Source organism: Pedobacter quisquiliarum (assembly GCF_014642175.1).
Classification (GTDB): Bacteria; Bacteroidota; Bacteroidia; order Sphingobacteriales; family Sphingobacteriaceae; genus Pedobacter; species Pedobacter quisquiliarum.
Genome location: NZ_BMIL01000005.1, coordinates 62,942 through 75,756 on the forward strand (window position 1 = coordinate 62,942; position 12,815 = coordinate 75,756).

At 41.1% G+C, this 12,815-nt stretch carries 11 protein-coding genes and 1 pseudogene; 7 read left to right on the top strand and 5 right to left on the bottom strand.

Annotation, left to right across the window (positions count from 1 at the left end):
- Positions 1-18: 18 nt before the first annotated feature.
- Both IEW69_RS08445 and IEW69_RS08450 read left to right on the top strand, forming a co-directional pair.
- A complete protein-coding gene (locus IEW69_RS08445; protein ID WP_188626405.1) occupies positions 19-456 on the top strand; it encodes a hypothetical protein in 438 nt (145 codons plus the stop codon).
- A gap of 39 nt (positions 457-495) precedes the next feature.
- Positions 496-1,416, top strand: a complete 921-nt coding sequence (locus IEW69_RS08450; RefSeq protein ID WP_188626406.1) for a DUF4625 domain-containing protein — start codon at positions 496-498, stop codon at positions 1,414-1,416.
- Positions 1,417-1,791: 375 nt separating this feature from the next.
- Here IEW69_RS08450 and IEW69_RS08455 read toward each other — a convergent pair whose 3' ends face one another.
- From IEW69_RS08455 to IEW69_RS16925, 3 genes and pseudogenes are all read right to left on the bottom strand, one after another.
- Positions 1,792-2,046 (bottom strand): sensor histidine kinase, encoded by a 255-nt coding sequence (locus tag IEW69_RS08455; protein WP_188626407.1) that lies wholly within the window; start codon positions 2,044-2,046, stop codon positions 1,792-1,794.
- Complete coding sequence (locus IEW69_RS08460; protein ID WP_188626408.1) at positions 2,043-2,948, bottom strand: sensor histidine kinase; 906 nt, start codon at positions 2,946-2,948, stop codon at positions 2,043-2,045. Before IEW69_RS08460 ends, IEW69_RS08455 begins: the two co-directional genes overlap by 4 nt.
- Before the next feature lie 240 nt (positions 2,949-3,188).
- Positions 3,189-3,350, bottom strand: a pseudogene (locus IEW69_RS16925) (BF3379 family histone-like protein); the annotation flags it as partial.
- 217 nt (positions 3,351-3,567) lie between these two features.
- Here IEW69_RS16925 and IEW69_RS08465 point away from each other — a divergent pair.
- Positions 3,568-5,967 (top strand): PAS domain-containing protein, encoded by a 2,400-nt coding sequence (locus IEW69_RS08465; protein ID WP_188626409.1) that lies wholly within the window; start codon positions 3,568-3,570, stop codon positions 5,965-5,967.
- 192 nt (positions 5,968-6,159) lie between these two features.
- Positions 6,160-7,605, top strand: a complete 1,446-nt coding sequence (locus tag IEW69_RS08470; RefSeq protein WP_188626410.1) for a sensor histidine kinase — start codon at positions 6,160-6,162, stop codon at positions 7,603-7,605.
- A 121-nt stretch (positions 7,606-7,726) separates the two neighbouring features.
- Here the strand turns inward: IEW69_RS08470 and IEW69_RS08475 are convergent, their stop codons facing one another.
- A complete protein-coding gene (locus IEW69_RS08475; protein ID WP_188626411.1) occupies positions 7,727-8,215 on the bottom strand; it encodes a hypothetical protein in 489 nt (162 codons plus the stop codon).
- 268 nt (positions 8,216-8,483) lie between these two features.
- On the opposite strand from IEW69_RS08475, the gene IEW69_RS08480 reads away from it, so the two are divergent.
- Positions 8,484-8,867, top strand: coding sequence for a hypothetical protein (locus IEW69_RS08480; RefSeq protein WP_188626412.1), 384 nt, complete (start codon positions 8,484-8,486; stop codon positions 8,865-8,867).
- Positions 8,868-9,123: 256 nt separating this feature from the next.
- Positions 9,124-9,915 carry a TIGR00266 family protein gene (locus IEW69_RS08485; RefSeq protein ID WP_188626413.1) on the top strand — a complete coding sequence of 264 codons (792 nt, stop codon included), beginning with the start codon at positions 9,124-9,126 and terminating at the stop codon, positions 9,913-9,915.
- On the opposite strand, the gene IEW69_RS08490 is transcribed toward IEW69_RS08485, so the two are convergent.
- Entirely contained in the window at positions 9,916-12,048 is a 2,133-nt protein-coding gene (locus IEW69_RS08490) for a TonB-dependent receptor plug domain-containing protein (RefSeq protein WP_308420573.1), read from the bottom strand.
- 94 nt (positions 12,049-12,142) lie between these two features.
- On the opposite strand from IEW69_RS08490, the gene IEW69_RS08495 reads away from it, so the two are divergent.
- Complete coding sequence (locus IEW69_RS08495; RefSeq protein ID WP_188626414.1) at positions 12,143-12,799, top strand: metal-dependent transcriptional regulator; 657 nt, start codon at positions 12,143-12,145, stop codon at positions 12,797-12,799.
- The last annotated feature ends 16 nt before the right edge of the window (positions 12,800-12,815 follow it).

Here is a 12,815-nt window from a genome sequence, read left to right on the forward strand (position 1 = left end):
ATACAATCAATACTTCAAATGAAAAAGCTGCTTTTAATAATACTTATGTTCAATGGCATAATCGCAAAGGCCCAGCACGACCCATCTGATCAGATTTTCTCTTTCAACTGGGAGATTATAGGTGGAGTGGAATTTAAAATGGTTAAGAATAACCAGAGCTATGCCAAATTCACTCCGGAAATAAAAAGCCATGCTAACCGGACCTTTGAACTTGAAGGGTACATCGTTCCCATTAAAGACGGCATGAAGCAAACTAAATTCATGCTTTCCACTTTGCCCATCAACCAATGCTTCTTTTGTGGACAAAATGGGGTTCCGATAATGGTTATGGTTGTCTTGAATGAGCCGGTTAAGTTTACCTACGAGCCTATAAAAGTAAGGGGAACATTAAAACTAAGCGAGGCCAATGTCATGGATGCTCCCCCAATCACCCTAGTAAATGGGAAAGCGCTATAAACTTTTAAACCAATTAAATCAAATACTAACATCAAAGAAATGAAGACAATTAAAACCCTGTTACTAATTTTTCTTTTTACTTCCACTTTCGTGGCCTGTAAAAAAGATAAGGTTGAAGCCGAACTTGCTTCGCCAATGATTGAAAATCTGGAAATCGGCTCTGGCAACAATGGGCAAGGCGTAATTGGAAGAGACTTCCATTTAGATATGGATGTGACCGCCGGCAATAAGATCAATACTGTTCAAGTGCAGATTAAACAAAGATCTGGAAATACGTATCCCAAAGAATGGTCCTTTGAGCTTACCTGGATGGAATTCAAAGGTTTGAAAAACACAAATGTTCATAAACATTTTACCATCCCTGAAGATGCACCCATAGGGACCTATGATTTTATCATTAAAATTGATGATGAAAACGGTTCCAGTAAAGAAGAAAAACACAACATAACACTTGTCAGTGCGGAAAGTCTTCCTGTTAATCCAGAGATGTACTCCTTAATGCTGGAGAAAGTTGACAAGGGATTTGTTTATATCCTCAACCGTGGATTCATGCTAGGAGATGATAAAGGTTATGCCAAAAACGAAAAACTCAAAGCGTTCGTTGATGTTAGCAAGGTGAAGGATCAGGGCATAATGTATACACTTTTGATTAAGAAAAGTGCAGGACATTTACCTGAATCCGTTGACAAAATAGACTTCTCAAAAGTTATTGTAACTGACTCTAGAGAGCACACCGGTCTAGCAGCCATAGAAACCTTCACCAATTATGTCGGTTTACCAGACTTCAGTCCAAAGGAATTCTCAATCGGAGCATCTCTTGACAACAATATTCCAGCAGGTAGAATTGATGGTGAAAAAGCGTGGGCAAATGGAGAGTATTTTTTTGGAGTTGTTTATACAAACAAAACTCATAACATGAGCGCCCATTATTACATACCCCTCACTATTAGCGGTTTCTAGGATTTGTAAAAGACTTTAAGCCGGGTGGTACAAATAAAATAGAAAGCTACACTAGTGATATCATGAAGTATTTATACATTCATATCTTAGCTGTAGCTTTTCTTGTTGCCAAAGACCAACGATGGTTTGTCTCAATAAACGAAGCTTAAGAACTCCCCTATCAGTTTGTAGCCATCTGAAATCATGTACCATTATAGTATACCGACCTAAATCGAGTATATTTTCTTTTAGATGTAGGTTTACTCAGGTTATCCCAAATACAACAAAAAGAGAAGGAAGATTCTTACCTGTTAAGTAAATATATGATGTTCAATATTTTATAATGCTTTGCCATATTTGGCTCACCAATAATCCTAAATAGGTAGGTATTCTAAATCATCTTTTTGGTATGGTAAACCAGAATGTGGAGCCATTTCCCATTTCACTTTCTACACCAATTTTTCCATTATGTTTCCGGATGATTTCAGCCGATATATATAGACCAAGTCCTAGGCCATGGTTGTTCATTCCAGATTCTCTCACCTGGTAGTACGCTTCAAACAGTAGCGGAAGTTTATCCTTAGAAATACCCCTGCCTTGGTCAATGACAGCTATTTTGACGTAATCAGCTTGTTCCTCTACGGCTATCACAATTTCTTAGATTCAGGTGCATATTTTACAGCATTGTTTACTAAGTTTATTAGAACCTGTTCCAGTTTTTGTTCATCTGCACTGACCTTAAGTTCAACATCTCCTTTATAAGTAAGGCTATACTTCCCCTCTGATTGTATATGCGTGCAGCAATTTTCTACCAACTTAGAGATATTGAAACTAGAAATGTTCAAGTTGAGCTGGCCTTTGCTTATTTTGGTTGAATCGAGTAGATCGTTGACTAGCAACCCCAGCTTGTTTATGCTATGATTTGCACTTGATGATAGTTTGATCAACTTATCAGAAATTACCCTCTCATTTTCAATAATTCGGTTCATGATCTGCAAATAGGCCTGCAGGCTTGTTAAAGGTGTTTTAAGCTCGTGACTGGCTATGCTGATAAAGTTTTCTCTATCCTCCTTTAGCTTATGCTGCACCGAAATATCTTCTATGATCGTATACCCCAAAGTGTCATCATGGTCGGTAAATAAGATTGAGGTGACCTGGCACCAAAAGATGCAGCCATCTTTTCGCCTAAGGCAGGTCTCCAAACTAAAAAATGGCATTCTAGCATGCCACAATTTGCTTTGAAGTAATTTCCAATGTTCCTGATAACCTTCCGGAACGTAATCCATAATACGGGTTCCGATTATCTCTTCTTTTTGATCATAACCCAACATGGCCACAAGGGCACTATTAACCTGTAATATCTTTAAATCGGAAGTAATAATTATGTTCCCGAGCCTAGAATTTTCAAAGACCGTTCTAAAACGGACCTGGCTCTGCTGGTAGGCTGCCTGGTGTTGATTAGCAAGAGCAACTAAACGTTTATCAGATTTTAGACGTTCAATTTCGGCCCTTAAGGACTGTATTTCTTTTTTTAGAAAGTCGATATTTTCCATATGCCTTTAAAAGGCACCAAGCCTAATTTTAGGATGAGAAATAGATGTTTAGTGAGCGTATTTGGCAGAATATTAAAATTTACTATCACCCTTAATCATTAGGGGCAAGCACTATACAAAAGTAAGATTTTTCATTTTAATTGCTTTATGTCTGGTGCTATTAACAGATGGTTGACGTTTAGTTTGCAATCTACACTCCCATTTTCAACCATGGGCGCCGCAATAAAAATCTACACACTATTACTTTGCGTTCTTTTTCTCTGTTACCTCGGTTCTAATATCTTGGGATAATACCTTTAGATCCCGCATTGCTTTTCTGAGACACGTTCCTGCAGCACCGTTTGCACCGTCATAAAATTTTAATGCATCTGCTTCGATTTTTGACACAATTTCTTCAAATTTCTGAAATTTGCCATTTTCTTTCTATTAAAATTGGATGATAATAGGTTTCTTGGTGATGAACCATCAGCTAATGCAAATTAAATTCTGCATGCTTATTCTTTAACAAAGCCTTTGACCTTGAGATGTTGAGTTTAAATTTCTCAACTTGCTGTATCACACAGTGCAGATAAAACAAATCCTTATGTTTTATCTTTATCAGAATACCCTATAATTGAGTATGAATAACTTTTCGCATAAAGCTTCTTTAGATGAGCAAAGGGTTGCTGCAAGTGAGGCGCGATTTAGAGCGCTGGTTACCGCTACTTCCGACGTCATATACTCCTTGAGTGCTGACTGGAAAATAATGCATGAACTTGATGGCCGCGGCTTTTTAAAGGATGCTCAAGAACCAACAACAGATTGGATGTTAGATAACATTTATCCTGAAGATCTGAAGATGGTAAAAGAAGCGATCAGCGATGCGATAGCAGAAAAGAAGATATTTCAACTTGAACATCGGGTATTGCGTGCAGATCGTACCCCGGGATGGACATTTTCCCGTGCAGTACCTATTTTGAACGACCAGGGAGAAATCATTGAATGGTTTGGTACAGCCAGTGATATTACTGGCCGTAAACAAGCAGAAGAGGCCCTGAAAGAAACCAGAGCGCGGTCAGATCAGCAGAAACGGTTGTATGAGACCGTACTATCAAGCATCCCGGATTTGATGTATGTTTTTGATCTAAATTATAGATTTTCTTATGCTAATGACGCCCTAATAACCATGCTGGGCAGAAACTGGAATGAAATTATCGGAAAAAGACTGCATGAGAATGGATATGCGCCCTGGCATGCAGAAATGCATGAGCGGGAATTTGATCAGATCAAGACAACCAAGCAGCCAATACGCGGAGAAGTATCTTTCTCGCATGCAAGTTTAGGTCCTAGGGTATATGATTACATCCTCATGCCGGTCTTTGATGAGCAAGGTGAAGTTGAAGCAATAGCTGGTGCCACTCGAGATATAACCGAACGCAAGCAGTGGGAAGATTCACTTGCACAAAGCTCAGTAAAATTACAAACACTTAATGAGGAACTAGCGGCAACCAATGAGGAACTAGAAGCGTCCAATGAAGAACTTATTCACACAAACAAAGCATTTGCCCTAGTTAATCAGAACCTCACCAAAGCTCATCAAAAAATCGAAGAAGATCAGGTCGCCTATCATCTGGCAATAAGTGCGGCAAACTTTGGCACCTGGCACCTTAATTCAGTAACGCTTGAATTTATTGCAGATAACCGTTTAAAGGAATTATATGGGTTTCATCCAGAAGAACCCTTCTCCATTGAGCAGGCATTAATGCAGATAGATGGCGAATACCGCGATTTTGTTAAGGCCAAGGTTGAAAACGCAATGTTTCATGGTGGCGATTATGACATTACTTATCCTGTCATAGGCATGCATGACAAACGTCTACGGTGGCTTTGTGCAATTGGAAATTTAAAAATGGATCCCTCGGGTACATTCTCAGCTTTTACCGGGGTTATAATGGATATAACAGAGCAGCATCTATCCGCGGCTGAAATCAAGCGTGCGGAAGAAAACCTTCGCATGGCGATTGATGCTGCCGGATTAGGCACCTTTTACATCAATGTTCAAGATCGAAGCCTCAAGGCATCTCCAAAGGTGAAGGAGTTCTTTGGTTTTCCTTTGGAGGCAGAAGTATCCTACTATGAAGCTATTAACCAAATCCATCCTGATTACCAATTGGAGGCTGCTGCTGTTTTTGAATCCGCTATTACCAACCATTCCAGACTAGACATAGAGTACCCCATTATTGGCTATCAGGATGGCAAGATCCGGTGGATACGTGGAATTGGAGAAATCCAGCAAGCCGATGATGGAGATTATCTCGCTGGTGTACTTCATGAAATAACCGAACAAAAGTTAAATGAAATCCGTAAAAACGATTTTATTGGAATGGTAAGTCACGAACTCAGGACACCACTTACATCTATGAAGGGCTATATTCAGCTATTGCAAATTAGACTTAAAAATCAGCAGGATAATTTTATTGACGTTGCCTTGAAAAAAGCGAATGCGCAGGTTACTAAAATGACAAGCATGATCAATGGATTTTTAAATATTTCCATGTTGGAATCAGGTAAAATAACGCTTGATCAAGAAACTTTTGATCTGGCAACCTTAGTTAAAGAGATAGAAGATGAGGTAGTTGCTACTCTTGGCAGTCACAAATTTGTATTTGAACCCATTCAATCTAATCTGGTTAACGCAGATCGAAACAAGATTACTCAAGTCATCCATAACCTTATAGCCAACGCAGTGAAGTATTCACCGCTTGGCACCACTATTCATGTTGCTTGTTCTTTACATAATAATACAGCAAAAGTTAGTGTCAAGGATCAGGGAATAGGCATAAAACAAGAAGATTTAACCAAAGTGTTTCAACGATACTACCGCGTAGAAGGTTTACATATGAATTCAACATCAGGATTTGGAATCGGTTTATATCTATGTGCTGAGATTATTGGGTGGCACAAAGGGGCAATTTGGGCTGAAAGCACGCTTGGAGAGGGATCTACATTTACCTTCACTCTGCCTGGTGTAGGAGGCTAAATTGATTATAGAAGGGAAATTGCAGTATTAGGAAGAAATTATTAAAAGAAAACTAATTAATTAATGATAGATACCACTACTTGTGAACTTATCCTTGCTAAATTGTTAACGTACCACCACCAGATAATAGGCGACAGCTACTTGCCTAGGTGACCTATTCAAACCAAACGCATAATCCCGGGTTTAATGTTAATGCAGAATGAAGATAATTACCTAACCGCTGAGCTCAGCGATTTAATAATACAGAGTTTAGCAGATTACGCGGTTTTCACAACTGATAAGAGCGGGCACATAACTACATGGAGCAACGGAGCTGAGAAAGTCTTACACTATAAACAAGCAGACATAATTGGCAAAAATGCTGACATTTTATATACTCCTGAAGATAGAGAAATGCTTGTACCTGCTATTGAACTTGGTACTGCACTAAGAGAGGGAAGGGCCCTCGACGAGCGATTTCACGTAAAGAACGGAGGCCATAGGTTTTGGGCTAGTGGAGTTGTGTTTCCTCTGTTTGACAAAGCACAGCAGCATATCGGCTTTACTAAGATCATGCGGAATATTTCTGAAAAGGAACAGGCCGATATTAATATCAATGAAGAAAGAGAGCTGGCCAAAACTATTGTGCAGTCATATACCGAGCCTATAGTAATGCTCAATACGAACCTGGAAATTATAAATGCAAGTTCTTCATTTTTGAAGCTGTTTAACCTTGAACAAATGTCCTTTGTTATCGGGAAAAAGTTCTTCGACGTAATTGATGCCGGCCTCAATGTTGCGCAATTGCGTACGTTAATTGATGAAACTCTAAAATCCCATAAATTTCACTCAAGCTTTAACGTTCAGTTTAACCATCCCCAGAGTGGCGTAAGATCAATGAGCGTTAAGCCTCGCAGGATATATCAACCACCAAACTTGATGTTTAGCCTGGAATTTGAAGACTGGGTGAAAAGCAAAGATCTGGCAAAAGAACAAGAAGTTTTCATTTCAATTGCCTCTCATGAGATAAAGACCCCGATTTCAGTCATAAAGGCATATACACAGATTGTTCAAAGGGAACTCCAGGATGCGAAGCCCATTGTCAAAAAAGCAGTAAATAAAATTAGTGAGCAGGTCAGTCACATGAGTGCTTTAATATCTGCGCTGCTTGATACAACCAGAATGACTACGGGCAAACTGACGCTTAACCAGGAAGCGCTCAACCTTTGTAGTCTGGTGCATGATGTAGCTGGAGCATTTGAAGCCAGTCAATCTTCTCACCAGATTATATTCAAAGAAGAAGATAATGGTGTGGTATATGTAGATAGAATCCAAATTGGAAGCGTGATTACTAATTTATTATCAAATGCTGTAAAATATTCACCTGGGCAGACCCAAATTGTTGTGCGCACAGAGGCAGACGAAAGCAGCGTTAAGGTAAGTGTTCAGGATTTCGGCCTGGGCATTGCAGATCAGGAGCAAAGTCAGTTGTTTCAACGTTTCGGCCGCACTGGATCAATAAAAAAGACAGACATACCTGGTCATGGTTTAGGACTTCATCTTTCCAAAGAAATCATTGAGCTACATGGTGGTGATTTAGGTTTTACTTCCGTTGAAGGGAAGGGATCTCTATTCTACTTTACTCTGCCGTCCTATTAACAATATTATAATTGTTTCTTGCTATGTAAAGAACATATGTAGCCGCCTTACGATTGTAAGAATTACTAAACAGTAGGCGCTTGCTAACATTTGTCTCAATAAAGGAAGCATTAGCTTCCTTTCAAAGGGTATTGGTGATCGTGTCGTTTACATAAGAAACCGTAAGCCATCTGGTGAATTCTAAACCTTCTTGCTTTTCCTCAATTGTTCGATATTCCTCATACAAAATGAATATATCTTGACCTAGCCCATCAATATCAAAGAAAATGGGACATGTATATAATTCAATCTTCGGACACCAAAGCTCTTTTCTAGGCTTCGAGATTATAACTTCTGGCATAGCAAATATGTCTACTGAGTCGATTAAAGATTCCTCATCTTCTGGGGCACCGACAAGAATATTTACATCCCTGTTTAGTTCAACTTGCAAATCGACCTTTATATGTGTCAGTTGAGCACTCTTAACTTCAGCTACTATATTATTGAAAAATGCAAGACTGTGATCCCACAGATTTTTCTTACTGACTAATAATTGCTCATCCACAACTTCATCAACATGAATGGACTGAGTTGTAGCGTCCTGTAAGAAGTCTTGTATAATTTTGATCATTACTTGTCGATAATATTTAGATATCACGTGAGGTTAGCGTATTCCTACTTTAACAAAAAAAGCTATAGTTGTCTTACTCAAATTTAGACTTTACCGAACTTGTTTGTCCATGAGAAAATAGTTTAAAGCTGTTAGTCTCAAAAACGATCTGTTTGATACAGGAAATTTAATTAACTCATATGAATACCAGGAAAGAATCTTACCCACTGGCAATCATTCGAACTGAACCAGACAAAGAATTTGTATCTTACCTCTAACATATAACCGCATGAAAAAATTTCTGATTTTAGTCATTACAATTGTTGCAATGATTAGTTGCTCAAAAGATGGCAGTGACAATCCATCAGGGCTGAAAATTCGATTATCAAATTCCAGCCAGTATAACTTTAAAGATATTGTGATTAATACAACAACGGGCGATGTAAATTTTGGGAATTTAAATTCCGGACAAAAAACAGAGTATAAGGAATTTAATAAGGCTTACAGATATGCTTTCGTTAAATTAGAAATTGATGGAAAAACATATACAATCCAGCCAATTGACTATGTAGGCGAGACAACGCTTAAAAATGGCAGTTACACTTATCAAATAGATGTAAATAATACGCAAGATCAATACACCAATTTGAATTTGACATTAATTGAAGAATAGAACTTGTTGACGGAATGCATTAAGAAGATGCGTTGTACATCTCTAAATTTTGCCACACATCCATATACCAGAAAGACAACCTAACGCTTTGTCTCAGAAAACGAAGGTTATTCTTCGACATGCCAAATATTATGATTCGGTTGTAATTAACTCCGAACCTTTCCCAATCCATTGTCACCATTAATTTTCATCTGTCCGGCATTTGAAAGTCTGCTGCTTTTATTTGTAATTTTCCTTATCTAAAAAACAGAATCAGATGATCAGCAATCATGAAATCGACTACCATGTTTATGGTGAAGAAATGCAATATGTAGAGGTTGAACTCGACCCGAATGAAACTGCCATTGCCGAACCCGGCGCCTTTATGATGATGGATGAAGGCGTTCAGATGCAAACCATCTTTGGAGATGGCAGTCAGCAGGAGGGTGGGCTTCTCGGTAAGCTGTTCAGTGCAGGCAAGCGGATGCTTACCGGGGAGAGCCTGTTCATGACAGCTTTCACGAATATCGCCTATGGCAAAAAGAAGGTGAGCTTTGCATCGCCATATCCGGGAAAAATCATTCCAATCAACCTGCAGCAGCTTGGCGGTAGGATCACCTGCCAGAAGGATGCTTTCCTTTGTGCGGCAAAAGGGGTAAGTGTGAGCATTGCCTTTCAGCGTAAGCTTGGTACAGGCCTGTTTGGTGGCGAAGGGTTCATCATGCAGAAGCTGGAGGGAGATGGCATGGCCTTTATGCATGCAGGTGGGCATGTGGTCGAAAAAACACTTCAATACGGTGAGGCGCTAAAGATTGATACGGGCTGTCTCGTTGGATTTACCTCGGGGATTGACTATGATATTGAATTCGTAGGCGGTATTAAAAACACCATCTTCGGTGGAGAGGGCGTTTTCTTTGCTACGCTTCGTGGTTCCGGCAAGGTGTGGATTCAATCGCTGCCAATCAGCAGACTGGCAGGACGGATCTTGCAATATGGCACTGGTGCCCGTAAAGAAGAGGGCAGCATTCTCGGTGGCTTAGGCAATCTGCTTGACGGTGACGGACGGTAATCAGTTCTTCAACTGGTAACGAATACCAAAGAACCACCTGATCCCCTGATTGGGTGCGTATACATAAGTGGGGTCGAAGGTCAGGCCATAGGGATTCTCCGGAGTCACCAGCGCCTGACCTGCTTCATTAAACTGTACCTGCTTATCAAATGGGTCATGTGCCCGGGCAATTAGAAATGGGTTGCCCTTGTTGGGTGTCCAGTTCAACAGGTTCTTAACCCCGCCATACAGGTCTATCCCATTGCCAAAACTTTTCGTCAGCTGTACATTTTGGATGCTCCACCAGGGAGAATTTGGCTTGCGGGGATCAGTATCGCTGAGCAGTGGTAACCGCATTGGGCCATAAATATTCCCAGTATAATCCAGCTGTATGCCCGTTTTATCGTGTTTGTAGCCAATGTTCCATACCGCCGTGAAATGTTCGGTAAATAGCTGCTTGATTTTTAGGCCCTGCTGCTTGCTGTAAACATCCATGAGCGTGCCGCCGATCAGGAACTTCAGTCCATTTTTTAAACTTAGATCCGTGTTCAGCGAGATGCCCTTAGATACCGCATAGCCGTCCAGGTTGTTATAGATGATTTTATTGGGATCGATATCGTAGTCTGCAATGATCTTGTTGTTGAACCTGGTATAAAATGCACTGGCATCCAGCCCAAAGATGCCGCCATTGTGGGTGTACATACGTTTCGCGAAATTGATGTTACCGTTCCAGGAAGTCTCCGGTTTCAACGCCTCCAGAAACACCAGCTGGCGTGCACCGGTAAGTGCGGCATGATCTTCTGTAAAAACGTTCGCAACACGGAAGCCATTACCAACACTCACCCGAAGGATGTTATGCTGATCGTCTGAGTTCCACTTGTAATTAATTCTAGGGGTAAAAATGTTGCCGTGAATCGCATTATAATCGTAGCGAAGGCCCATTAAGATGGTGTTGTTGGTATCCAGCCTGATCTCATCCTGAAGAAAGACCCCGGGAAGATTGATGTGCGAAGGCATATTGATGCTCAGGTTATTTGCTGCCGCGGTCGCGGGAGTATTGTCATCATAGAAGGTATAACGGTAAGCGATGCCTGCAAGCAGATCATGTTTCCCGAAGTTGCGGTTCCAGGTGAGTTGAGCAAAGCCAATCTGTTGCTTCGCCTGGTAGTTCAGCGTTCCATAAACGCTATTCTGATTGTGGGTGTTCGCACTGAAGGTGAAGAACATCTTTTCTTTTAGCGGAAGCTGATAGTTCCCGAAGACTTCCCATCGGCTGGTGTAAATGCTTTCTCCATAAACTTCATCCCCGCCACGATATTGCTTCGCCCAGTTCATTTCACCGCCCCAGCGGTCCTCATAAACGTAACGTCCGGCGATGGAGAATTGGCGGTTCTGCTTGCGCCTGAAATCCCATTTGTTAAATACGGAAACGCGGTGCTGCAAGGTTACATCTGTAAAGTTGTCGTTATTGTTATCGATGGGATGATTGTAGATAAAATGGTTGATGCCCAGGAGCGACTTTGCGCGCTGCCCAACATCAAACCTGGCGGCCAGATCTGTATTGAGTTCGCCCCAGCTGGTTCCAAAAACATCGGCAGCAATTCTAGGTGCATCTTCCGGTTTTTTCGTGATGACGTTGATGAGCCCGCCAACTGCCTCACTACCGTACAGCGTAGAGGCTGGCCCTTTAACAATCTCCACTCGGTCTATGATGGCCTGTGGAATGCCACTCAAGCCATAGACGGTCGATAAGCCACTGACGATGGGCATGCCGTCGATCAAAATCATAGTATACGGCCCCTCAAGGCCATTGATGTGGATGTCGCCGGTATTGCAGATGTTGCAGTTTAGCTGCGGGCGTACCCCATTGATGTTTTGCAGGCTCTCAAAAATGGAAGGGTTGGGGCTTGCCCGGAAGAATTTAGCGGTATAAACCTCTACGGGCACAGGGCTGTTCAGCTTGGAAACTGCCTTCATGGTGCCGGATACCACAACTTCATCAAGCTCCTTGCCTTCTTTTGTGTGCAGCTTTTGATGTTGCAGGGCAAGGCTGTCAATTACCTTAGCATTAGTTGTTTGCTGTTGTGCAAATGCAAAGCTGCTTAGACAAAGCAGGGGTAAAAATAGTAGAAGTCTTAGTATCATCTTAAGCATTGAATTAGTATTACAAATATATATTGTTAGACAAGTCTAACAATGGCTTTGTTTTAAATATTTATACAAGCAAGAGATTTCGTAGTTTTGGATCATGTATTCCGTTGTTGAAGAGAACTACCTTAAAGCTTTATTAAACCTCTGCAATGCCGATGATGAGGTCAGCATTAATGATCTGAGTAAGCGGCTGAACATCAAGATGCCTAGTGTAAACAGCATGATGAAACGTTTTGCGGAGAAGGAGTTGGTGGCCTATGAGAGCTATAAGCCAGTAAAGCTTAGCGCAAAGGGCAAAAAAGAAGCCTCCATGATCATCCGTAAACACCGCTTAACGGAGATGTTTCTCGTGGAAAAGATGGACTTCAACTGGGAAGAGGTACATGAGATTGCGGAGCAGATTGAACACATCCAGTCACCGCTATTTTTCGAAAAGATGGATGCCTTGCTGGGCTATCCGAAGTTTGATCCCCACGGTTCTCCGATTCCGGATAAAAACGGGAAGGTCATCAAGACCAGTTATGTGCCGCTAAATGTATGTGAAGCAGGGAAAGTGGTAACCTTGAAAGCGGTAGCGGATTCCTCGGAAGCTTTCCTACGTTTTCTAAACGGGCGGTCGATCTTGCTTGGCGACCAGCTGAAGGTACTGTCTAAAGAACCATTTGATGGCAGCATGCAGATTGAAGTAGTAGGAAAATCTACTGAAGTGTTCAGTGAATTGATCTGCGAGAAACTTTTGGTGGAAAAAGCTTAAAATCCATGTAGCGCTT

What these genes read in the sequence shown, in the direction of transcription:
- IEW69_RS08495 (WP_188626414.1), top strand. Translation starts at nt 12,143, where the DNA reads ATGTATTCCGTTGTTGAAGAGAACTACCTTAAAGCTTTATTAAACCTC.
- IEW69_RS08460 (WP_188626408.1), bottom strand. Translation starts at nt 2,948, where the DNA reads ATGGAAAATATCGACTTTCTAAAAAAAGAAATACAGTCCTTAAGGGCC.
- IEW69_RS08445 (WP_188626405.1), top strand. Translation starts at nt 19, where the DNA reads ATGAAAAAGCTGCTTTTAATAATACTTATGTTCAATGGCATAATCGCA.
- IEW69_RS08475 (WP_188626411.1), bottom strand. Translation starts at nt 8,215, where the DNA reads ATGATCAAAATTATACAAGACTTCTTACAGGACGCTACAACTCAGTCC.
- IEW69_RS08480 (WP_188626412.1), top strand. Translation starts at nt 8,484, where the DNA reads ATGAAAAAATTTCTGATTTTAGTCATTACAATTGTTGCAATGATTAGT.
- IEW69_RS08485 (WP_188626413.1), top strand. Translation starts at nt 9,124, where the DNA reads ATGATCAGCAATCATGAAATCGACTACCATGTTTATGGTGAAGAAATG.
- IEW69_RS08470 (WP_188626410.1), top strand. Translation starts at nt 6,160, where the DNA reads ATGCAGAATGAAGATAATTACCTAACCGCTGAGCTCAGCGATTTAATA.
- IEW69_RS08490 (WP_308420573.1), bottom strand. Translation starts at nt 12,048, where the DNA reads ATGCTTAAGATGATACTAAGACTTCTACTATTTTTACCCCTGCTTTGT.
- IEW69_RS08465 (WP_188626409.1), top strand. Translation starts at nt 3,568, where the DNA reads ATGAATAACTTTTCGCATAAAGCTTCTTTAGATGAGCAAAGGGTTGCT.
- IEW69_RS08450 (WP_188626406.1), top strand. Translation starts at nt 496, where the DNA reads ATGAAGACAATTAAAACCCTGTTACTAATTTTTCTTTTTACTTCCACT.